The 22,672-nt window shown below is 57.4% G+C and carries 19 protein-coding genes; 7 read left to right on the top strand and 12 right to left on the bottom strand.

Going from position 1 to position 22,672, the window contains the following annotated elements; translation table 11 throughout:
• Positions 1 to 52 precede the first annotated feature (52 nt).
• Entirely contained in the window at positions 53 to 1,186 is a 1,134-nt protein-coding gene (locus BM022_RS12560) for a metallophosphoesterase family protein (protein WP_091139778.1), read from the bottom strand.
• Positions 1,187 to 1,605: 419 nt separating this feature from the next.
• Here BM022_RS12560 and BM022_RS12565 point away from each other — a divergent pair, with 419 nt between their 5' ends.
• Positions 1,606 to 2,082: a hypothetical protein gene (locus tag BM022_RS12565; protein WP_177191717.1), complete on the top strand. Its 477-nt coding sequence runs from the start codon at positions 1,606 to 1,608 to the stop codon at positions 2,080 to 2,082.
• Between the two features lie 372 nt (positions 2,083 to 2,454).
• Here BM022_RS12565 and BM022_RS12570 read toward each other — a convergent pair whose 3' ends face one another.
• From BM022_RS12570 to BM022_RS12580, 3 genes are read right to left on the bottom strand one after another with little or no spacing between them, the layout of a single operon-like run.
• Entirely contained in the window at positions 2,455 to 3,141 is a 687-nt protein-coding gene (locus tag BM022_RS12570; RefSeq protein WP_256209163.1) for a YeeE/YedE thiosulfate transporter family protein, read from the bottom strand.
• A gap of 12 nt (positions 3,142 to 3,153) precedes the next feature.
• Complete coding sequence (locus tag BM022_RS12575; RefSeq protein ID WP_256209164.1) at positions 3,154 to 3,672, bottom strand: YeeE/YedE thiosulfate transporter family protein; 519 nt, start codon at positions 3,670 to 3,672, stop codon at positions 3,154 to 3,156.
• 35 nt (positions 3,673 to 3,707) lie between these two features.
• Positions 3,708 to 5,120 carry an MBL fold metallo-hydrolase gene (locus tag BM022_RS12580; protein WP_091139780.1) on the bottom strand — a complete coding sequence of 471 codons (1,413 nt, stop codon included), beginning with the start codon at positions 5,118 to 5,120 and terminating at the stop codon, positions 3,708 to 3,710.
• Between the two features lie 285 nt (positions 5,121 to 5,405).
• Between BM022_RS12580 and BM022_RS12585 the strand changes: the two genes are divergently transcribed.
• Positions 5,406 to 7,352: a DNA repair helicase YoaA gene (locus BM022_RS12585; protein ID WP_091139782.1), complete on the top strand. Its 1,947-nt coding sequence runs from the start codon at positions 5,406 to 5,408 to the stop codon at positions 7,350 to 7,352.
• A gap of 307 nt (positions 7,353 to 7,659) precedes the next feature.
• Positions 7,660 to 8,448, top strand: coding sequence for a hypothetical protein (locus BM022_RS12590; RefSeq protein WP_256209165.1), 789 nt, complete (start codon positions 7,660 to 7,662; stop codon positions 8,446 to 8,448).
• 226 nt (positions 8,449 to 8,674) lie between these two features.
• Here BM022_RS12590 and BM022_RS12595 read toward each other — a convergent pair whose 3' ends face one another.
• The 4 genes from BM022_RS12595 to BM022_RS12610 form a co-directional block, all read right to left on the bottom strand.
• A complete protein-coding gene (locus tag BM022_RS12595) occupies positions 8,675 to 8,908 on the bottom strand; it encodes a hypothetical protein (RefSeq protein ID WP_091139785.1) in 234 nt (77 codons plus the stop codon).
• Between the two features lie 399 nt (positions 8,909 to 9,307).
• Complete coding sequence (locus tag BM022_RS12600; protein ID WP_091139786.1) at positions 9,308 to 9,538, bottom strand: hypothetical protein; 231 nt, start codon at positions 9,536 to 9,538, stop codon at positions 9,308 to 9,310.
• Positions 9,539 to 9,583: 45 nt separating this feature from the next.
• Positions 9,584 to 10,546 (bottom strand): cyanobactin maturation protease PatG family protein, encoded by a 963-nt coding sequence (locus tag BM022_RS12605; RefSeq protein WP_091139789.1) that lies wholly within the window; start codon positions 10,544 to 10,546, stop codon positions 9,584 to 9,586.
• A gap of 70 nt (positions 10,547 to 10,616) precedes the next feature.
• Positions 10,617 to 11,504 (bottom strand): S8 family serine peptidase, encoded by an 888-nt coding sequence (locus BM022_RS12610; protein WP_091139790.1) that lies wholly within the window; start codon positions 11,502 to 11,504, stop codon positions 10,617 to 10,619.
• A gap of 235 nt (positions 11,505 to 11,739) precedes the next feature.
• Between BM022_RS12610 and BM022_RS12615 the strand changes: the two genes are divergently transcribed.
• The gene (locus tag BM022_RS12615; RefSeq protein ID WP_091139793.1) at positions 11,740 to 12,345 is read left to right on the top strand and encodes a hypothetical protein; all 606 of its coding nucleotides are present in this window, start codon (positions 11,740 to 11,742) and stop codon (positions 12,343 to 12,345) included.
• Between the two features lie 354 nt (positions 12,346 to 12,699).
• On the top strand, positions 12,700 to 12,996 hold the full coding sequence (locus tag BM022_RS12620; protein WP_091139796.1) for a hypothetical protein: 297 nt from the start codon (positions 12,700 to 12,702) through the stop codon (positions 12,994 to 12,996).
• A 318-nt stretch (positions 12,997 to 13,314) separates the two neighbouring features.
• Here the strand turns inward: BM022_RS12620 and BM022_RS12625 are convergent, their stop codons facing one another.
• Positions 13,315 to 15,207: an AMP-dependent synthetase/ligase gene (locus tag BM022_RS12625; RefSeq protein ID WP_091139797.1), complete on the bottom strand. Its 1,893-nt coding sequence runs from the start codon at positions 15,205 to 15,207 to the stop codon at positions 13,315 to 13,317.
• A 575-nt stretch (positions 15,208 to 15,782) separates the two neighbouring features.
• On the opposite strand from BM022_RS12625, the gene BM022_RS12635 reads away from it, so the two are divergent.
• Positions 15,783 to 17,042: a calcium-binding protein gene (locus BM022_RS12635; RefSeq protein WP_091139802.1), complete on the top strand. Its 1,260-nt coding sequence runs from the start codon at positions 15,783 to 15,785 to the stop codon at positions 17,040 to 17,042.
• Between the two features lies 1 nt (position 17,043).
• On the opposite strand, the gene BM022_RS12640 is transcribed toward BM022_RS12635, so the two are convergent.
• From BM022_RS12640 to BM022_RS12650, 3 genes are all read right to left on the bottom strand, one after another.
• Positions 17,044 to 17,943: a tyrosinase family protein gene (locus tag BM022_RS12640; protein ID WP_091139804.1), complete on the bottom strand. Its 900-nt coding sequence runs from the start codon at positions 17,941 to 17,943 to the stop codon at positions 17,044 to 17,046.
• Positions 17,940 to 18,437, bottom strand: a complete 498-nt coding sequence (locus BM022_RS12645; RefSeq protein ID WP_091139807.1) for a hypothetical protein — start codon at positions 18,435 to 18,437, stop codon at positions 17,940 to 17,942. Before BM022_RS12645 ends, BM022_RS12640 begins: the two co-directional genes overlap by 4 nt.
• A 97-nt stretch (positions 18,438 to 18,534) precedes the next feature.
• Positions 18,535 to 19,272 carry a hypothetical protein gene (locus BM022_RS12650; RefSeq protein ID WP_091139809.1) on the bottom strand — a complete coding sequence of 246 codons (738 nt, stop codon included), beginning with the start codon at positions 19,270 to 19,272 and terminating at the stop codon, positions 18,535 to 18,537.
• 282 nt (positions 19,273 to 19,554) lie between these two features.
• On the opposite strand from BM022_RS12650, the gene BM022_RS12655 reads away from it, so the two are divergent.
• Complete coding sequence (locus BM022_RS12655; RefSeq protein ID WP_091139811.1) at positions 19,555 to 22,605, top strand: galactose oxidase-like domain-containing protein; 3,051 nt, start codon at positions 19,555 to 19,557, stop codon at positions 22,603 to 22,605.
• Positions 22,606 to 22,672: the final 67 nt, after the last annotated feature.

Consider the following 22,672-nt stretch of genomic DNA (forward strand, 5'->3'; position numbering starts at 1 on the left):
CTGACCCCAAGCGAATACGTTAAATCCAACCAGGTCAGACTGCTCGAAGCGGCTAGATTCTAGTTTTGAATCCCATCAGAATTGGGGGAACATCAGTCCGACCTTTTTCTTCTTCATCAAGCGGTCGCATTTCTGGGTAGATATACACGTCGTCAAGCGTTAAATCTTCCCCCTTGCCGTAATGTGTAAATCGAGCTCCAGCATTATTGAGAAGTTCCAAAAACTCGTCGGTGATCGAGAACTCACTCCGCTTCTTCTCCGGCAACCGCCTGAAGGAAGACCATGCTGACTCCACCTCTTTGGGAACGTAAAGAGAGCCGTTCCATTCTTGAAACTCAACCGAATACTCTTGAGTCTCAAGATTTAATAATACGAGGTTGAAGCAAGAGGTTTGCGTATTAGCGCCCTGTAGGACCCCTCCGTCTATTGCAACATTTTCTCCTGCGGCCATTTCGTCAATAAACGCAACTGCCTGGGAATGCTCATGTCCCGTTAGAATCAGATGTGCGGCTTTCCTCGTAAACATTCTGAAAGGGCGATAGCTTGATTGAGCGAACCAATTTAGTGGATGATGGAACGCCACTATGGTCGCGTCTGATGTGGTTTTTACCACAGCTTCAAACCTTTTGATTGGGAAGACAACCGTACCCTGGGCCTCGCGCTGCTTCGACATCCATGCGACGTTTAGAAGATGAAAAAGTACCGAGTGACCATTTAGGGTAACCCTGTGAGACTGCCATAACGCGTGATTATTGAGAGGTTGTTCAATATAAAACTTCTGCTGGAACGCGAAAAATTGGTGCTGAACCTCAACGCATTGTTCTATGAGCGTATCTGTTATTTCGTCCGGTGACGTTTTTAAGATCTTCTCAATTATGAGCTCTCTGATTTCAGGTTTGCCCGATTCAAAGTCGCAGTCATGGTTGCCGGGACACATTAAGACTTTAAGAGGAATATTTTTTTCCCTTCTGATACTTTTCACTACATCTTCCAGAAATCCTTCAGCTAACGCGTATTCAGTTTCCTTACCACTAAAAGCAATATCGCCAGTAACGAGTATGACTACCCCGTCGACCATGGGTAGATCTTTGTAGGTCGCTCGGCCAATCAAGTCGCCGCGCGTCAAAATTTCATCCCTAGCTGTTTTGATGTGAATGTCGCTAAGATGGAGTATTAATAAGTTCATTCTTCTCGATTTTTCCAATATTTGAATTCACAGGAGCATGCTCAATCACAGCAGTATTGGCAGGTAATAGTACACTTTTTCCTTCACATTAAAACGGTACATTTGTCCACAGCTTCCAACAGTACATTTGTCCACAACTTTCCGTCGGTACGCTTCGAGTTACATCTAGGCCGAAGTTAACTACCTTTATCACTTCTGTGAATCCATTTTCCGCCAAGCTCACGCTCTGGTATACGCGATGCAGTTGGCCACACCGCTTCTGTAGTCTTTGTTTGCCAGGGTCAACAACCCATTCGTATACTTTAAACATACAAAAGTTGACAAAGTGGAGCCGAGTTGATAACCTGTGCCGTACGTGAAGCACTTAAACAGTGCTTTTATGGATCGGAATTCGGGCAGCGGTATTTGGGCAAGTCAGCGTGAAAAAAGGAAAAATTTTCGTGATGGCAGCCACCTTGGGGTTACTGGGTGCATGCGCTCCGATGAGCCCATACGAGGCCGTGGACAGCCCCGCTGTTCGTAAGACGGTTGAGAGTGCGCGTACACCCGGCGATCATGTTGCGTTGGTCACTTACTTTGAAAATTTGGCGGCGGAGATGCGGATAAAAGCTGAGGAACAGAGGCAACTTCTCCAGCATTTCCAGGAGAAAAGCTATCTCTACGGCCGACAGGCGCAGGACCGGCAGTCGCATACCTGGGCCTTGATGAACAGGTACGAGCGGGCGGCGAAGGCAAGCATCGGCAAGGCGGCTTCACACCGCCGGCTTGCGGCCGGCCTTGAGCAGGATGAGAGGGAACGCTACGCGGTTACCGGCGCGGGCAGCGCCAGGACCCCAGGAACATCGAGGACAGGGGACGCCCGTACCCGTTCCAGCCGGCACCCGCCCAACGACTAGACAGATTCAGCTAATCGCCCCCCGCTTAGCCGGGGTGCGATTTTTTATTGGTCAGCGTCGCGATGCCTTGCCTGGCGGTTCTCCACTGATCAGCCGGCTTGCAGCGCAACGAATGAAGAAGGCGTACGCCAGGGAGGTCATTTTGCGAAACATCTGGTTACCGATTGCCATACTTGCCATCTTTCTGCTGATCAGCATTGCCGCATTGGCTGGACTCGGGAGGAATATCGCCCAGAAACGGGATGCTTACAGCGACCCATTGTGCAAAGCATTCATGGACAAGACTCCCCAAGCCGTGGACAACATGGCGGCCAAAAATCCGGGCGGACAGGAAAAGAACAAGGAGGAGGACGGCATGGCAGGGCCTGAGCCTTACCGTGCCATCGGGAAAAACGTTTCCAGTAAATACAGGATCGTCGCCAGAAGCGGTACAAACCAAAGTATGAAAATGGTCCGTCGCGCGCCCACCAGTTCGGGCAGCGTGATTTTGCCGCGGTTGCCCCACTTCAAAACAGTTGCTTCCAGAAAGTCGGACGTTTCGGCATAGAGATAACTGCCAGCCAAAAGGCCCAGAACGCCTGCGATGGCATCAAAATTCCCCTGCCCAAGAGCAGCAGTTCCCGTGCCCGGGCAGTAGCCCAGCAGGCCAAAGCCAACCCCAAAGATGAGTCCCCCGATGATGTTGGCCGCATAACGGGTGGGTTTCACGTGCAGCTCGACCAGTCCCAATGCATGCAGGGAGAAGATGCCGATCATGCCGGTCGCGATGGCGGTGAGCATGATTTTCATGACGGTGAAATCCGTCAGGAACAGGGCGCCCAACAGCACCTCGTACTTGCCTACCCCGCCCTTTTGCAGCAAGAACCCGAATATCACACCAAAGAAGAGGCCCAGCATGATCTGCCTGGGCGTGTCGGCCTTTTCCTTCTGACGATCCGCTGCCTTTTTATTTGCCAGCGGAAGGATCCCGGGCAGCGGTACGTGCGGCGTAGCGCTCCCTTCTGCATGGATCAGCGAGTCGTGATCTGAAAGCGTATTCGTGTCCATATTCATGTTCATGATGATCTAATCCTAGATTCCAAACATAAGTTTGGCGGTTGTCATTCCGCCGATGAAGAAACATATCAATGCGACCCATGAGCCTACGGAAAGCTGCAGCGCGCCGCTGATGCCATGCCCGCTGGTGCATCCGCCAGCAAGCCTCGCGCCGAAGGCCATGACCGCGCCGCCGAGGAAGGCCACGCCCAACCTGAGGGCGTAACTGGAGCCAAACCGCTCTTCCCACAAGGGAGGCACCCAGTACCCCGTGATTTCACCTCCTGTGTACGCCGCGATGGCGGCGCCCAGAAGAATGCCGAGCAGGAGCGTGACATCCCACTGGATACTGGGTTTTGTTTCCTGATAGAACTTGAGGGATTCGGTGTGGCGTTTGGAAAACACCTTTCCGATGAGTCCGGCAATTCGCGCGTACGCCGTGGAAGCGCCAATCGGCTGGTTGGAAAAATAGAACGTCGCCATCGAAAGCAGCCCGATCAATGCCCCGACCAGATAAGGGGACCACGCGCCGCCATCGCTTGCCATGTAGTCCATTCTTGCCTCCCGTCGTAATTGGGTAATAGTTTCAGCTAGTTTTTGTTTCCATTGTCCGGCTCATCCCGCTGATCGGGCTGGTCGAGCGGAAGATTGAGAGCCTCCCACGCCTTGATGCCGCCGAGCAGGTTAAAAACATGAGTGAACCCGTTGCGCTTGAGGATGCTTGCGGCGAGACCGGCTCGATGGCCAACACTGCAATGAACTACCAGGTTGTCTTCCTTGGGCAGATGGGGAATCTTTTTTTCGAGGTCGCCGACATACGTATGGAGCGAACCGGGGATACGTTTCTCTTCCCGCTCGTTATCGTCGCGTACGTCCAGCACGCGTACCTCGTTCTTCTTCATCCGTTCCGCGCACTCCTGCGCGCTGATCGTGCCGGACATGGCAAGTGCAAGCCCCTGATCCCGCCATGCCTCTATTCCGCCGCCCAGCACCCCTTCCACGCGGTCCAGGCCAATGCGCGCGAGCGATGTAACGGCTTCATGAATATGCGCGGGTTCATCGACCACCAGGAATATTGCCGTGCTCTCATCCGCTAGCCATCCTGCAAACGCCGGAAGGCCCTGCAGCCAGACATTGTATGATTCTGGAATATGCGCGCCTGCGAATGCTTCGGGTGGGCGGCAATCGATCACGACGCCTGTGCTCATCCTTTCCTGGAATTCATGCGGCTGGAGCATCCGACCGCCGGTCCCGATTCCCTCGGGCAACGCCCTGCCACCCTGCAGGTTCACTTTTTCCATGTGGGAAAAATAGGGCGGACGCGGCAGCTTCTCGGCCACTTTGTGGTCCATGAATTCGTCGCGGCTGGTTTTGAAAACCAGGTTGGTTTCCTTCTCGATGCCGAGCGTGGAATCGTCGCGATCCGAAATGTTCCCGCCACAGGCGGAGCCGGCCCCGTGCGCGGGAAAGATCAGGGCCTGATCGCCGAGCGGCGCGATCTTCTCAAGGATGGAGTCGTAAAGAATCCCGGCATTCTCCCGTGTTTTCGCAGGGTCAGACAGATCCGTTCGTCCTGTCGCACTGACAAAGAGCGTATCCCCGGTAAAAATCCCCCAGCATTTCTTTCCGGTGCCCTTCGGGTAGACCGCATAAGTCATGCTCTCGCGCGTGTGTCCTGGGGTCTCAAACGCCACGAGGCGCGTGGTTCCGGCCTTGAGTTCCTGTCCGTTCCCCAGCTTGATATCCGATTGACCGAACAGTTCATGCCTGCCGGTCACGATTTGGGCGCCGGTAACTTCCGCCAGCGCTCGCGAACCGAATTCGAAATCTTCCTGGCGGTGCGTTTCGAGAATATAAGCGATGCTCAGGCCGTTATTCTGTGCGAGTTCAAGATATTCCTCGACATCCCGGCGCGGGTCGATGACCATGGCTATTCCCTGCCCGCAACCAAGCATGTAGGAATTCTGTCCCAGACCCGACGCTTTCAGTCTTTTGAAAAACACACTCCGCTCCTGTTATATCCAGCTTCGCCGTCAAGTCCTGCTAAGACCGGCCATTCGGCTTCCTAGTTCGGGCTTCAAGTTCGAGCCTCCAAGTTCTCGTCACGGAAAAGATACCAGGGCGGGCCTTACTGGTCAGTGCGCTCTCGCGCTTAAATCGGGGCGGCAAGGAATTATCGACTGAAGCACAGCCAGGAGGCTTGATCACGCGCAAATACATGCAGGTGCATATGCGGTGCGTTCGGCGGGGCACTGCGTTATCATGGCGGCAGTTTTCCGACCTTGCCCATGCCCGATATCGATTCGTTCTTTTCGCCCGAGGGCCCGCTGGCGCGCACAGTGTCCGGGTACAGTCCGCGCGCGCATCAGCTGGAGATGGCGCAGGCGATTGCTGAAACCATCGCGGCAAATTCTGTCCTGGTCGCGGAAGCCGGCACCGGCACGGGCAAAACGTTTGCCTACCTGGTTCCCGCGTTGCTGGGCGGCGGGAAAGTCATCATCTCCACCGGCACCAAGACCTTGCAGGACCAGTTGTTCAATCGCGATATTCCGACCGTGCGCGCGGCGCTGAAGGCGCCAGTTACCGTGGCGTTGCTGAAAGGCCGGGCGAATTACGTTTGCCATTACCATCTGGAGCGAACGCTGCAGGAAGGGCGGCCCAGCCTTATTAGCCGCGACGAGGTCAAGTATCTCAAGCTCATCGAACGCTACGCCAACGTCACCAAGAGCGGCGACAAGAGCGGCTTGAGCGAGGTGCCGGAAAATGCGGCCATCTGGCAGCACGTAACGTCCACGCGTGACAATTGTCTCGGTTCCGAATGCCCACATCACAAGGAATGTTTTGTCATGGAGGCGCGCAAGCAGGCACTGGCGGCGGATGTTGTGGTCGTCAATCATCACCTCTTTTTCGCTGATGTGATGCTGCGCGACGAAGGCCTGGCCGAGCTGCTTCCCGCCTGCAACACGGTAATCTTCGATGAAGCTCACCAGTTGCCCGAAACAGCGAGCCTGTTTTTCGGCGAGACTGTCAGCACCAGCCAGTTGCTGGAGCTTGCCCGTGATACCCAGGCTGAAGCCTTGCGGGGGGCGAAGGATTTCACTCCACTGCCCGAAGCTATCATGGCAATGGAGAAAGCGGCGCGCGACTTCCGTCTGACGGTGGAGGGCGAGAACACGCGTATGCCATTAGCGGCAACGCTGAAAAACCCTAGCTTCGGCGCGGCGTTGGACGAATTGCTGCAAAAGCTCGATGGGCTGGCGGAGCTGCTGGAAAACCAGGCGCAGCGCTCGGAGGGCCTGGAACACTGCGGGCAGCGGACGCGCGAACTCAGCGCCAGTATCAGACGCTGGCGCAATGAAGCCGAAGCTGACGGCTTCGTCCGTTGGGTGGAAGTATTCAGCCAGGCGCTGCAGCTCAACGCGACGCCGCTTTCCATCGCAGAGATATTCAACAGGCAGCTGAGCGGATCACCGCGCGCGTGGGTATTCACCTCGGCCACCCTGTCGGTAAAAGGCGATTTTTCCCACTACACTGGCGAGATGGGTTTGAACGCTGAATTGATCACGGCGCGGTCGGCTTGCTGGGAAAGCCCGTTTGATTTCGCCAATCAGGCTTTGCTCTATGTGCCCGCCGGCCTCCCCGATCCCAACAGCCCGAAATATACGGAAGAGGTGGTGAAAGCCGCGTTGCCGGTGCTGAAGGCCAGCCGTGGTCGCGCATTTTTCCTGTGTACCAGCCTGCGGTCGATGCAGCGTGCGCACGAATTGCTGCTGGAAGCATTCAAGCGGGAACGACTCGACTATCCGGTATTGCTGCAAGGCCAGGGTTCCCGTTCTCACATGCTGGAGCGTTTTCGAAACACGGCTAACGCAGTGCTGATAGGCAGCCAATCCTTCTGGGAAGGGGTGGACGTGCGGGGCGAAGCGTTGTCGCTGGTGGTGATCGACAAGCTGCCCTTCGCCCCGCCAGATGACCCGGTGCTGGCGGCGCGTATCGATAAAATCAACAAGGAGGGCCGCAACGCCTTCATGGAGTATCAACTGCCGCGCGCGGTGATCAACCTGAAGCAGGGAGCCGGAAGATTGATCCGCGACGAGACCGACCGCGGCGTGCTGATGATTTGCGACCCGCGCCTCATTACCAAACCCTATGGCAGGAAGATCTGGCAAAGCCTGCCGCCCATGAAGCGTACGCGTGTGCTCGGCGACGTGGAGTCATTCTTCGCCGGACGCTGACGGTAATTGACGTGTTCAGGCGGTTTCCATGAAGCATGTGCGCCCCATTTCCGTCAACTTAGCATGGCGGCATATTTTCGTATGCCACCGTACAGATTCAGCTATAGAAAACCTCAATACTGTTCGCCAAGCAGCTGATCCGAGGGGGCTGCAACATCACTCTTCAGCCGGCCTGCCAGGCCTTTCACCCATAACACGTACAGCCGGCAGGCGGGGAGCGGACAAAGAATTCCAATTTGACAAGAAGAAACCAGGATTTACGAAAATCTCAGCCAAAGCGTAAACCGATAAGTAGGTGCTTGATCTTATGTACGTTCTAACATGGCTCAGACAGACGAACATGAGTTATGCAAGCGTAAATTGGACACCTCGCTGCATTCATCTTGCCGTAATGCTGCCCGCCATGCTTGCCGCGCTCGGCCTGCCACATAGCGCAAGTGCGCAGGAGGACGACCGGCCTGAGCCGATGGTGTACGATCTGGTCGACCCGCTTGGCTCCACCAAAGGAAAAACGGAAATCAATACCTTGCTGGCCTATTCACCTCGCACAGGCGAAATGGCATGGTCGCCTGAGGTTGAATATGCGTTTGCCAAGGGACACGCAATTGAGTTTGAGCTCCCGGTTGAAAATACAACCGTAAACCAATACAAGGTTACGGTGCAAGGTTATTTCGGCGAGTTGATGAAGGGCCGCATGCTTCACGGCTGGCAGGCCGGGGGGCGGCGCATAAACGATCAAAAAGCCTATGCAGCGGAGGTGCTCTACCTGAATGACTACAAGTTTTCGGACAAGTGGAGCATGATGAATATGCTGGGCGTCAGGCACACCGCGATCGGTAAATCAGGTGAGTTTATCGGCTTGTTGAATAACAGCCTGTTTTATAGTTTCAGCAAGCGTTTTTCGTTTGGGGTGGAATTAAATAGTGAGATCGGCGCGCGAGATTATCGCTACCAGCTCACACCGCAATTTCAATACAGTATTAGTAAAAACGGGATAATCCAGATTGGCGGTGGACCGTCGCAGCTGACAACGCAATGGAACGAGCAGAAAAAAACCGAATGGCTGCTCGTTTCCCGTCTTATTTATGATTTTTGATAGGCCACCCGGCGAGCGCCAACAGCATTTCTTCAGGGGGTAAATACCCTGCCAATGGGTTGAAAACTGACCGTACAGATAAGTCGGTCGCAGGGCATGCGACATAGGCCCGTACCGCTTGGCCATAGCCCCAATTGTGTCGAAGGACGCAGCGGACCTTTTCGAGCATTGAGCTGACATTTCGTCCTTCGAGGGGAAGGAGTGACGCTGCGACAAGCGCCCGCGGCTATGACCGGTCGCGCAGTTCCGTCACCCCCTCCTGCTCGGCGCAATGGTTGCAGCAGTACATGGTACCGCTCTTTTCCAGCCCGTGCCCCACGATTCTTACCTTGCAATGCGCGCATGTCGGCGCCAGCGTGCTGATCGCGCACTCGAAGCTGTCGAAGGTGTAGGTCTTGCCGCCGGCAATTACCTGGAACGCTTTGTCATAGTCATTCCCGCATGCGTCGCATTTTGGCATAAATCCTCCTCTATTATTGGAGCTACCGGGCGCGTACGTAATTGCCCCGCCCTCCTGCCAGTCGCGTTTAACCTAACGTAAGCACAGGGTCACGGCACAGTATCCAGGGATAGCCATCCGGGGTGCGCCGGCATTCGCAGTTCTGCAGCGGATGAGTTCGCTGCGAGGTGCACACGAATCTTCCCAGCGACGGTACATAGCCGCAGCATCGCATCAAGGGAAAAATATCAAAACCCCTCCAGATCTGGCTCGGCGTCACTTGCATCGAGCCAGATTCACTGTAAGAAAGCGTTCCCCTATATGTATTCATCGATCGGCCAAGCGAGGCTTCCGCATTAAATTGTGGCATGTTCATTTTCCGTTTCCTCCTGATCACATGATAAAGGGCATCGTTTATCCTTAAAGTTCGCCCAAAACCGCGTGTATCACCCGCATCGCGCCTCCTGATGTGCAGACGCAGATATCCGTTGCGGCATCGCATTCGCAGGTCCAATCCCTGAGCTTGATGCGTTGCGGAACGATCGATCCGCTATCAGCCATGCTGAGTCCGTTAGCGGCCGTGCGATAAGGCGTGTTGATACGGTCGAGCGAGGCTTCGGCCGTGAATCCCGGTATGGTCGTCGTATTCATTTCGTACCTCCTTTCAGTTAGTGGTTCGAACAGTCGTGTTTGCGGTTATCGATCATAGTAGGGCGACATCTTGGTCACCAGAAACGGAAATTCCTCGGTGGCGTCGACGCGCACAAAGAATTTCTCGGTAAAGTCGGTGTTGCGATTGGTGTAGGAAAAGATGGCTTTGTAGATCTTGCGGGTGCTGCTAAGCGACGAGGGCACGACCTCCACTCCGGTCAGGGAACAATCCGCGCCGTATTTTTCCGCTGTCTTTGCATAAATCACCTGATAACGCATGGCCAGATAGTTCAGGACGCGATGTTCGTCAGTTGCGCCCGCGTTATCCGTCATTTGCATAATGCGGTGGAATAGTTCTTCGGCTGCCGGGGCGAATTGTTTCTCCCCGACGTTTCCCGGCCTGGGAATCGCCTTGATGAGGGTGTCGCGCGCGAATGAGTAGATCTGGTCAAACGCGACAATGGGAATCATGAGTCCATTGCACATTTCTGGCGGTGCAATGGGTCCGCGCATGCCTATAACCACGTCGATGTCGTTGGGCGTGGGCGCCGGACGGATGGCGTCGATCAGCATGTCGATATCGGCCGGATCGCGCGGCTGCAGGAGGTAGGTTTCCAGTCCCTGTATGGTCAAGACCCAGCACAGCTGGCGGACGAGGTAGCGATTCTGGCGTTGGGACAGCACCTCATGGAAGGCCTGCTGATCGGTTTTGCCGGCAGTGTCGGCGCGCCCGGTCGCCTGGGCAAATTCCTTCTCGGCCGCCAGATTCGGGAACCGGGCCTCGACCCTTCCGATGGCATAAACATATGAGATGATCCCCCCGCCATTTTGCGCTATTCCCGCTGCTCCGCCACAGCTACAGCCCGCGGCACCCATCTGCGGCGAAACCGACAGGTTCGAGCGGGTCTCCGCGAACGGCGCACCTGTACGCTTGTCCCCCCCTTCCATTCCTTTAGTCATTTGGCCCGTTGGCTGTTCTGAAGCCTCGCTCTCGATCTGTTCGGTCATTTTTTTCTCCTTCCCATTAGTTCATAGTGATAATAGAAACTCGTGTGCGTCGTGTGCCCAGTCTGCTCCTTCATCCCGCCATGCGCCGCGTTGCCGACGACGCCAGCAGGATGTGGTGGGCGGCTTCCGCATCCAGCAGAGGCGGAACGACGGAAGGCCGCTGCCTGGTGGAACCCTGTGTCAGTGCCAGCTTGATCTGGGCTGCGCTCGACGAGGGAAATTGCGACCACAGCAGCGCAATGGTCCCGGTGACGAAGGGCACGGCCACGCTCGTGCCAGAGAGGCTGAGCAATTTGCCGTCAGAACCCAGGCTGGTGATGCCGTCGCCCGGCGCGCTCAGCCCTCGCCTGCCAATCGACCCGCCCAGATTCGACTCGTTGAGCGGACGTCCACGCGTATCGCACGCCACTACCGGGATAACCCATGGATGACGCGTAATGGCGGAACTGCCCAATGTGCCCTGATTGCCGGCGGCCGCCACGATCAGCACCCCCCGGACAAGTGCCTGGTTCAGTGCCTCATCCAGCATCGCCTCACCTCTGGTGGAGGGCTGCGCCAGGGCGACGCTCAGATTGATGACACGGGCGCCCGCCTGGATGCAATCCAGGATCGCCCTCGCCAGCTCACCCGGGGTAGCAGCGGGCATGTGTTCGCGTCCGGCGCTCGTCTCGCTGAAGATGGGACGCAGGAGGAGCGTACAGTCCGGACAAAGCGCCGGCGCCGGAGAGGTTCGCTTGGCGGACAGAACGCCCGCGATGAACGTCCCATGCAAGCATGCCATGCTTTCGTTCTGTGCGCAGGTAGCCCCGTTGGGGCTGGTAAGTCCACGCAGATGTGCCGCATTGAAATCAGGATGCTGGGTGAACACGGGCCCGTCGATGAGTCCGATATGGAAGTCTGGACTGCCGCTGGTGCGTTCCATTAACGCCGTGAGCCGGATTGATTGCGTGGGAGACATGGCTCCCACTAATAGCATCCGGTCCAGAGCCCCTCTGTGCGCCAACAAACATAGTGGAAGTAATGCAGGCAGCAGGCTAAACTTCGAGGCAGGGCGGCACGTCAGCCGGGCAGCCCCGCAGGCGAAATGAACGAAACCCGAGGAATAGAAGCGTCTGGGGAATGCTCCATCAGTGCCCGCTTTCAGGTCACACCGATGCAGCGGAAATCATGATCGAAGCAGGAAAAATTTATCAATGCGCACGCGCCCGCTGCTGACCGTCATCGGTATGCTGGTAGTCATGGTTTTCACGGGAATCCAGCTTCACGTGAGCGGCCAGGGAGATTTATCCGAAACCTACCCCAAGGGCTTTCGCGGCGGAACGTGCACGATTGAATCCGATACCCTGCTGATCGGATATTCGGCTTACTTCATCCCAGCGGACTATGCGATACCCGAGAATGCGATAAGTGCGCTATCTGTCCCGGTCCTGTGTGGCAAGGTGCCTGAACCCGGCATCCTCGATGTGACCATAGACCTGCTCTACCCGGAATCCGCCCGCAACTGGGCGCTGGCGTTGAGCCTGGTACGGATGGGGAAGGACGGCTCGGCAAAAGCGGTTTTTTCCGTCCCGCCCAGAAGCTATGAGCGCGGAAGCATCACTCAAGCGATCCGCATCGGAGAAACCGGCGATTACAGGCTTCATCTCTACGGCAAGGACGAAAATCAGGCAGATTTCCGCATGGAAATACCTGTTACCGTGGGAACGAAATGGTACGAGAGTATCACCAGCTTCTGGCCCATGCTTTTGCTTATCATGGCAGCGGTCATCTTCTACAATTTTCGAAAGATATTCGGCTGACCGGGGCTCCGCTGCGGAGACCTCGGCCAGGTTTCTATAAGGATTTCCAGGGCAACCTGATCCGCCGTCCGTTTGTGTTTTTAAAGCGGCGAGCGTTGCAGCCCGCTGCAGCCATCGGGCTGATCCGCCCCCTTGCTTCTCTCTCTGCTCCAGTCGTGGGCGCATGCCTCCAGCCGACGTCTCGTCGTCCGCAGCGAAAATAGTTCAGCCGCTGAATCAATCGCTACGGTGGCAGCGAAGGGTACGTTCCTCTCCTGACTCATGTCCGTCGCGGGCGTGTGCCGCCGCACAGAATGAGCTGAAGCTGCGGGCTAAACTATGGTTCCCTTTCAAGAAAACCAGGAGATGACTGATATGAGCAATTTAAAACCTGTCCTGATTGCCGCGATACTCGCCTCCACCCTTGCTGCCTGCGATTCGAAACAGGAAAACAAACGGGAAGCAGTGCTGGAAAAGAAAGCTGACATACTGGAAAAAAAAGCCGATATAGCGCGTGATCAGGGCGAAGCCACCGCCGACCGTATTGAAAAGCAGGACCCTGGTATGGACAGCAAGGCCACCGACCGCGCGGCAGAAGCCACCCGTGACGCGTCCGAACGCCGCGCTGACCAGCTGGAGGATACGGCTGACCGGGTTCGTGAACAAAAATAGGCGTAAATAAAGCTGCTTGGATAAAGCTGCTTGGGAGCCGCGGCGACTGATCGGGCCGCGGACGCGGCGCGAGAGACCGCTGAGAGACCGCTGAGAGACCGCTGAAAAGCGTGCCGACCAGCTGGCGGATCAGGCCGACCGCCTGCGTGAACAGAAGTAGCGGTCCGCCTCGTGCCTGGTCGTGGAAAATCAGGAATGCCAGGCACAGGCAAACGACTCACAGGCGAACGCATGCGCGCCATCAAGTCGGGCGCGCGACCAAATGACTCGACAGGCAGGGACGGAGATGCGGAGGTGTTTGAGGTTGAGGCTCAGTATTTATTGGGCTGGCTGCTCGCCATACAGCCTCGTGATCTCATCGGCGTAGCGCTTATTGATTTCCAAACGCTTCAGCTTCAATGTGGGCGTCAGCAGGCCATTCTCCACCGTCCAGGGTTCCAGGGTCAGGTGAACCGAGCGCACCCGCGCGTACTTGGGAAACCCGCGAACTGCGGCCTTGATCCTGTTTACGACTTGATTCTTCACGGCTGAGCTCGCCAGGGAGGCTGCCTCGCCCGGTTGCAGACCAAGACTGACGGCCAGTTTTTCCCATTCGCCCGGGTTCAGCACCAGAATCGCGCTCAGATGGGGACGCCCCTCGCCTATCACCATTGCCTGGGCGATCAGAGCGTCCTGAAGAATCGCCATCTCAAGATCCGCAGGGGGGACCTTTTCCCCGCTGGAGGTGACCAGGATTTCCTTGATGCGTCCACAAATGAAGACGTGGCCGCCGGCAATCCGCGCCTGATCGCCCGTGTGCAGCCAGCCATCCGGATCAATCCGGAGACTTGTGTCTTCCGGCCTGTTCCAATAGCCGAGCATGACGCCTGGGCTGCGGGCGAGTAATTCATCATCCTCGCCCAGCCGGACTTCAACACCCGGCAATGGCAGGCCAGCCGACTCTGGAATATTGTCATCCAGCCGGTTGACGGTGAGTACCGGCGCCGCCTCGGTCAACCCGTAGCCTTGCACAAGCGGAAGCCCAAGGGCGAGGAAATATCGCGCGGCCTCGCCGCTCAGCGGTCCGCCGCCAGTAACCGCTATCCGCAACCGCCCACCGAGGGTTTCAAGTATTTTGTCAGCGACCAGCCGCCGCAACAACGGCCAGGCGAGGCCGTGCCACCAAGCAGCTGCCGTTTCTTGCTGCGGTCGGTGCTGGGTAGCCATAAATCGTTGCCAGCCAATCTCCAGCGTCCAGTCAAACAGCAAACTGGCGAATTTTCCCTTCTCACTCACCTGCTGGCGAGCCTTGGCGCGCATGCCTTCAAAAACCTGCGGCACGCCGATGAGCAGGCGCGGGCGGATGGTGTTCAGATCCTCTCTCAGGTCCTTTAGGGAGCGGGCATACGCTACACTGCTTCCCGCCATCATCGGAAGATAATAGCCGGCGGTACGTTCAAGCATATGCGAGAGCGGCAGCAAGGAGAGGTAGACATCGCTTCGGTAGCCGGATACGGCCGTGAGAATCGCCTCCGTGTTCCACAATATATTGCGGTGCGAGAGCATGACGCCCTTGGACCTGCCGGTTGTGCCGGAGGTATAGACAAGCGTGGCAAGCTGGTTCGGATCCGTGGACTTGAATTTATCAACTGCAGCCTGATCTACAGGCTGAGCGTCCGTTATGTTATCAGTGCGTCCGCCGGCGCGTTCCAGCCAGTCGTCGACCCCCTCAAGAGCAATTTCATCGCTGGAACCAGCTGCGGCATCCCCGTTGGGCCGTTGCAGGCATAAAACTTTTTCCACGCGGGTGCGATTGGCGCAATGCGGTGCCAGCGTTTTCCAACGGCCCTGTGTTCCTATGAGCAGCAACCTTGCGCCCGAATCTTCCAGAATGTAAGCAATATTGTCTGCCGTATCGGAAAGATACAGCGGCACGAGGACAAGGCCAAGCGCCAAGGCCGCCTGATCGAAACATACCCACTCGACAGAGTTCCGCAAGAGCACGGCCACCCGATCCCCCTGGTCGAGATGCTCCCGGTCCAGGGCTCGTTTCCACTCTGCCACCCGCGCGCCCGTCTCCCGCCAGGTATAGCGTTGCCATTCGGCCTTGACGGGATCGAACTGGCGATAAGCCGGCTCGTCCGGCGAGCGTTGGACCCGCAAAGCAAACAGCCCCGGCAGGGTTACCGCGGTTGAGAATGGAATGACATCGATTTCCGGCCGAGCAGTCATTTATCCGCCCATGGGCAATCTTGCTGGATGTCCATCAAGCCGCCTCCATTAGGATTCGACGCAGCGGCAACAAGGAGCAACAAGGCAAATTGCCGATGGGTCAATTTTGTCCGGCCGGATGGCAGCACGCTTTTCTCCTCGTTCCTTGTCTCTACGTGTCAATCATAGGATAAAACGGGGCGAGAATCAGCGTGAATGCGCCGCCTTATCGAAACAGGGCATTGATGGATGGGGCGATCCCAGTACTGCGGGCATGTCCCAAGCCATGCGGGAGCTTGCGATGGCCGCGCTTGCGGCGGGGACGCACAGCCTATTCTTCGTCCAATTACTGGTATCGGGCCCCGGCGCTAGGCCGATGAAGACACGTTCTTCATGAATTTTTCGCGATTCCTGGGATTCTTCGCAATTCCCAATTCCCAATTCCCAGTTCCTTGAGACCCCGGGTGCCGCGCCGGAGGAGTTTCGGCTAACACCGTTCGGTTGCCCACAGACAACCGCATCGGAAGCCCCTTACTTTAACGTCCGGGTTGACCGTTTTTCTTTTTTTCATATAAATTTTCAGGCCGGAATCCATCATGACAAAAATCTACGGAACCAATAATTTCGATGTGATAACACCGGGCCTTAGCTCTTCGGGTGTCACCGGCGTTCCCACTAGGCTCCCAACCCGCTTTGCCGACACGATATATGGTTTGAGCGGAAACGATAAAATCGACGGTGGAGCAGGTGCGGATACCATGCATGGCGGCCCAGGCTACGACAGCTACTATGTCGACACGATGGGGGACAAAGTAATCGAAGACGCCCATCAAGGGTTCGATATTGTATTCAGCTCGGTCAGTACTCATCCTGAATGGCTGCCCCGCAATGTCGAGAAACTGACGCTCACTGGCAAGGCGTTTTTCGGCGGCGGCAACGATCTCAACAATGTGATCACCGGCAATGCTTTCGCCAACGCACTCCATGGTTACGACGGCAGCGACCGTCTCATCGGTGCGGCAGGCAATGATCGTTTATACGGTGGCAACGGCCACGATTCGATAGATGGCGGGATCGGCGCGGATACCATGTACGGCGGCACGGGCAACGATAATTACCGCGTGAATGCGTTGTCCGACAAGGTTATCGAATACCGCGGACAAGGGGTTGACGGCATTGTCAGCGCTGTCAGTACATCACAGAAATGGCTGCCCCCAAATGTGGAAAATCTTTCCCTTACCGGCACCGCGCATCGCGGGGACGGAAATGATCTCAACAATATGGTCGTGGGTAATATTGTTGCAAACGCGCTCTACGGTTATGCCGGAAGCGACAAGTTATACGGTGGGCGCGGCGATGACGCGCTCTATGGCGGGGCGGGGGCGGACATGCTGGTTGGTGGACCGGGCAACGATGTACTTGAAGGGGGCGCTGGGACAGATATTCTGTATGGCGATGCCGGCAAGGATCGGTTTGACTTCACGAATGCCCAGCGCAATGGAAAGTCCCCTGGGGCGACCATCAAGGACCTGAATATAGATGATGACCGCATCGGTCTGGCTGCGCAGAACAAAGAAGCATTCTCCAGGGGGCTGATCTGGGCGCAGGAAGACGTCGTCGGCAGTACGCTTGACCCGTCCTGGTATTTCGAGGGGGGAACGGGCAACACAGAGGACGACCTGAGCGGAATTTACCTTGATTTTGGCGGCGCGGATCCGTCGGCCGCGACCACCGGCCAGCTCTGGTACAACCCTACACCCGGCATTCCGGGAGACAGCATATGGTTTGCAACAGTACAGGGGGCGGCCGCTGCGAAAATAATCGGACTATCCGCAAACGATTTCGTGCTGATCTGACTCAGGCGCCCAGGTTCGTCAGGTCGGCAAGGGTGTCGTATTCGTAGTATCGCCTGTAATCGACCATGGTTCGCGGCGTAACGCTGTCGTTGTATATGCTGTATAGCGCGTCGTCGACGCGGTGGAATTGCAGCGTTTCCGGGGATGTCATGTCCGGCAGGTAGGGGGCATCCGGGTGCCTTTCCTGCCACGCTGCCCAGATACGGTCCACATTGCAATGGTGCAGGAAGAATATCGGGTCATTCGGTGACGACGATAGCGACATGTCGCCGCCGACCCAGACGTGAACATTGTTATGGATGCGCGCGCTCCCGATCCAGCCTTCCACAAGGTTCCGCATGCCGTCCGAGGATGAATTGAACGGCGGGGAGTCGTAAGCGGTCTGCTCACGGATGACCGTGCGCACCGCCTCGCGGCCAGGCAGCTGTCCCGCGCTGCCGAGGTCGCGCTGCAGCGAGCGGTCGGCGCGGCGTAAATCCCCGTTCCGCAGATTCATTTCCAGCCGTACACGCCAGTCGGAGCCTGCGAATTGACCGAGGTTGGCATTATTCCAGATAGGCGATGTGACGGGTTCATCCAGTTCAGCATCGGCGCTCCAATCCCAGTAGGGGATGCGGAACTGGTCGTCGTTTACCGCCCGCCGCAGGAACCCCTCCAGCGTAATAAGAAAGTACCGGTGCCACGGCAGGAACGAGGGACCGGAGTGGGCGGCATTGCGGTCGCTTTGCGTTGGCGGCGTCATCAACATCATAGTCTGATGATGCCAGAACACAAATGAGTCATAGATCGACAATCCGTCCTGGTCGGGCCACGGAAACTGCGCCGGGTCTTTCAGCCGCCGTACCCCGTCGATGTACTGCTGGGCGGCATCGGCGTCGGTCAGGAAGTTGCGGCGGATCATGTGCCCTCTCCGTGAGTATGGTTGTGATCCGGACTGGCTGGCGCGCTCGATGACGTGCCGGAGGGATTTGCGAAGGCGTCCTCAGGATAGGCATCCATCACCGCTTTCATCAAATCCACAGCTGAAGCATAGGTTACGAAGGGCGTGGCGTGGGTGAACACCTGCCCGTCTTCGTCCACCGAAAGGTGCAGGTCCGCAGGCTTGCCATCCACCTCGACGCGGTAGGTGGTGATAATTCTGACAGTATGGCCCTTATGGGTGAGCTCGCGTACGCTGGTTGCTTCATGCTTGCCGTGCGGCTCGACATAGGAAGGAAACCTGGTCTTGACCCATTGCGGATGGGATTGCGCGGCATCCGTGGGGGAATATTGCGCGAGAACGGATATGTCGGGGTTGGCGACGGAATCGTTCGGTGCTCCCTGAGCCCCAGCCCCAACCTTAACCTTCCTGCCCTCCCCGTCTCCCGCGCTTGCAGGCGCGCCCTTTTTTTCCATTATCGTTCCTCCGTGATCTGCAAAGACCGCGATAATCTGCTGGTTGCTTCGAGTTTATCGGGATTTCTTTACATGGTTCGGTGCGAGTGCCCGTCGCTCAGAGCACCGGGATGTCTTCGGCCACGCCTTTCAAATGCACCACATCGTAGGTCAGTTCCGCCCCGGCAGGATTGATCAGCCGCCCGCGGCTTCGAATCCTGATTCCCAACGTATCAAAATCCTGATGCGCCTCCCCGCCGAGATTGACCGGCGGGAGAATCAGCGCGAAGTCGAGACCGCCTGCGTCGGCATTGGGTTTCAGCACCACGGAAACGACCAGGCCGAGCGCTGTTTGCTCCTGCGCGATCTCGTCGCCCCGAAAGACCAACTGGCCTTCCAGGCCATGGTATTCGAGTTGCGCTTCCGCCGCAGACTCGCTTGTGCCCAGTGGTGTCAGCGTCCGGGGGAAAAAAACGATGCGCGTGCCCTTGCTGCTGTCCGTCAGCGTGAAGCGGTTGGGTTGGCGCTCCGGCTGACCCGCGCCGGCGAGCAGCGCTGTTTTTGAATTTTGCGCAGCATGGATGCGCACGCCCTTCACCCCTCCGGGCGAATTCTCCCATATATCCGTTACTTCGATAGGGGAAATGATTTCCACCGCGGGGCCCGCAGGGGGGTCAGCGACGAAATCAAACCCATAGATGCCATCAGGCGGAGCCTGGATATGAATATGTGGTTTTAATCGCGGATTCGACCAGCCGCCAGTGGGCACCTTGCCCAGGGTATCGATGCGCAACTTGGGGGGGAAGCTCTCCAGAACCGCAAGCTTGACCTCGGTGACTTCAAGAATTTTTTCCATGGTTGTTGTCCCCCTTACGACGGTTACTACCTCCTGCTACCAGAACCTGTCACTGCATGGCTGCAGAACTACGCGCGCTGCCCGATAGCTGCCGTTCCTAATATTTGTAGTTTAGAACAGAAAAAGGCAAGGCGCAGATCCAATTCCCTATCCTTACCCTTCACCTCGCTTCAGCTGGTCGCCAGGATGCTCAACGTGTTAGCGGCTTGTATTTATCCCAACATGAACTATTTTTAACCTTTATACCGCCAAGGCTAAGTTCGCCCACAAGAGGAGGAAACCATGCAGGCGCGACATATCTATTTGAAAATCGAGCCCATAGCAAACTATAGCCCAGTCGCGCCCGACGATGCCGAGCATCACAAGCATCGTCTCGACTGCATGCGCAACATGGAGCACACCGACGGGACTATTCCTCAAACCGAAGTGGACCGGCGCATGCTGAATGCCCTGGTCTACCGCGAATATCTGGACGCAGCCTACACTATCCTCAGGAATGATCCGCTCATTGCGGCGGACATCAATGAGCCCCGGGTCGAGCGGCGCATACCGGGAACGGTCGTCTATACCGAGCCGGGCGAGCGGCTCTACGTCCATGTCCTGAACGGTGACACCGAGCCGCACAGCTTCCATACGCATGGGCTCCACTACGGCATCGACTCGGACGGATCGTGGCCGTTCGGCGTGCAGGAATACGATGGGCCCAACCGCAGCGATGCCATCTGTCCGGGAGAGCAGTGGTGCTACATATTCGATGTCAAGGAGGATACGATCGGCGCATGGCCCTTTCATGACCACCACATGCACATCGAGGACGTGGTGAAACGCGGGCTTTTCGGAGGCATCGTGGTGCGTGACCCGCATTGCGAGAAAGCCGATCTGGAAGCACCGATCTTTTTTCACAAGCTCACGGCAAACGTCGGCGCGGCGCTGTTCGACAGCGGCTCGCTCAATGCCGGCGACCTGTTCACCTTTACCTTTACCCAGGAAGGCACCTTTGAATATTACTGCCGCTTCCATCCCATGCAGGGACGGGTGCGGGTCACCGGCGGCGGTCCCCTTACCGCAACCATCAATATCCTCGATACCCCGGCCCGCTTCGAACTGGACGATATTACCGTGGGCGTGGGCGCGCTGGTCACCTGGGCCCATGCCGGCACGCAGCCGCATACCGTAACCGAGCGTAGCGGCGCCGGCCTGGAATCGTTTGCCATCAACGGCCGCACATTCGTCGGCAACACGCCCACGATTGTCGCCGAACATGGAACGCGGGTGCGCTGGTACGTCTTCAACCTGGATTTGAGCATGGTCTGGCATAACTTCCATCTGCACGGGCAACGCTGGCGCTGGGGGACGGAATGGGTGGACACGCGTTCCATGGGACCGGCGGAATCTTTCGTGGCAGATACCATCGTGCCGCCGGTCATACTCGAGCCCCTGCCGCTGGATTGCGGCTGCAAACCGCGCAAAGGCGAGGATGGCCATGACCACGCGGGCGACGATGAAAGCGAGGCCGGCCGCCGTAACCTAGGCCATATCGCCGCCGAACATACGGGTGTTGGACATGCGGCCATGCACGGAGGGGGCAGCCGCGAAGCCCAGCCTGGCAGGTCTGGCGAGCGCGGCAGATCCGGCGCAGACCGGCATTCCCAGTCCCGCCATCCGTCTGGTGGCAGTGAAGAAGATGAAAAGTACCCTGAGCACGAAAAAAAATGCCGCAAATATCAGCTGCAGGGCGACTTTCTCATCCACTGCCATGTAGAGATGCACATGATGGAAGGTATGGCTGCGGTGCTGCGAGCGACCCAGGAAGTGGAGTTGAGCGAAGACGATCTCGACCGGATCTGTTACCAGTTGCCCAGGGTGCGGCTACAGCAGTGTCCGGAGATCGGCCATCATCCCTGCGGCGGAGACGGTCAGGACAGCTGGGAGCTGCTTAACCCCTCGCCGATATTCACCGTGCATGGAGCGCTGCTGAACAGCGGCCATGTGCTGCTCTTCTCGGGCGCGGCGGAACGGAATTACCCGCTTGAGGGGCGTATCTGGGATCCGGCCACGAAACAGATCATGCCCGGAGTGATTACGCTGCCCGAAGATTTTTTCTGCAGCGGCCATACGTTTCTTCCGGACGGCCGCCTGCTCGTCGTCGGCGGCGATACCAATGGCGCCGGGCATACCAATAACCGCTGCTATATCTTCACTCCCAATAACGCGGCCCCGGATGCAGGCACGTTTGCCGCCACCGGCAGCATGATGCATGCGCGCTGGTATCCCACCGCGGTGAGCCTGAGCGACGGCAGGGTGCTTGCATTTTCCGGCGGCCACCCGGTCGCGGCGGAGGTCGAAGTATTCGATGGCGGAACCTGGACAACCGTTGCTGGCGCCAATCGTACGTTCGACGAGCTGTATCCCGGCCTTCATCTGCTCCCCTCTGGGGAAATCTTCTATACTCGTGCGGGCTGGGCCGCCGCCGCCGGCACCACGACGGCCTACCTGTCCATGACCGGACCGGCGAGCGGAGCCTGGACTGACCATGGTCAGCAGCAATTCTACGACCGGCAGGAGGGCATGAGCGTGCTCATCATCGACACGACTGTCTCGCCCGTGCATACCAGCCTATATGTCTTTGGTGGCGGCGTATCGGGCGCAGCCACCGCGCGCAATAACAGCACCGCCGAGGTGATCGAATTCAGCGGCGGCATCACCGGGTCGGCCTGGCGGCGTATCGCCGACATGAACTTCGGCCGCACCAATGTGAACGCCGTGGTTCTGCCGACCGGCCGGATACTCATTATCGGCGGCCACAGCAACGGCCAGAAATGGTCGCCGACCCCAGTGTTGCAGACGGAGATCTACGACCCTGGCACGGACAAATGGGCGGTGGGTGCGCCGCTCAATTTCCCGCGGCAGTATCATTCGGTTTGCATTCTCCTTGCCGACGGCAGGGTCGTGACGGCGGGAGGCGTCGCCCCAGGTACGGCAGATCCCGACCAGCACTCGCTGGAACTTTACTCACCGGGTTATCTCAGCCAGGGAACCCGTCCGGTTATCTCGACCGCACCGCCCGCGGCGACCTACGGCAGCGTTTTTGTGGTCGAGACCTCGCAGGCCGCCAATATCAATTCGGTCGTGTTGATCGCGCCGATCTCGGTGACCCACCATACCGATGCCGGACAGCGATACATAAAACTCCCCATCCGGTCGCGCACAGCCATCACCATTGAAACCGAAGCGCCTGCGAGCGGGAATATAGCCCCGCCCGGCTTCTACATGCTGTTCGTGGTCAACAACCAGGGTGTTCCTTCGGAAGCGAAGTTCGTCGCCATTTCATAACATGGCCGTGCATGGGTTTAGTTGAGATTCGCGGGGAGTTACCGGAACAAGTTCATACCGGGAAGAA

Source organism: Nitrosospira sp. Nsp14, assembly GCF_900113575.1.
Classification (GTDB): Bacteria; Pseudomonadota; Gammaproteobacteria; order Burkholderiales; family Nitrosomonadaceae; genus Nitrosospira.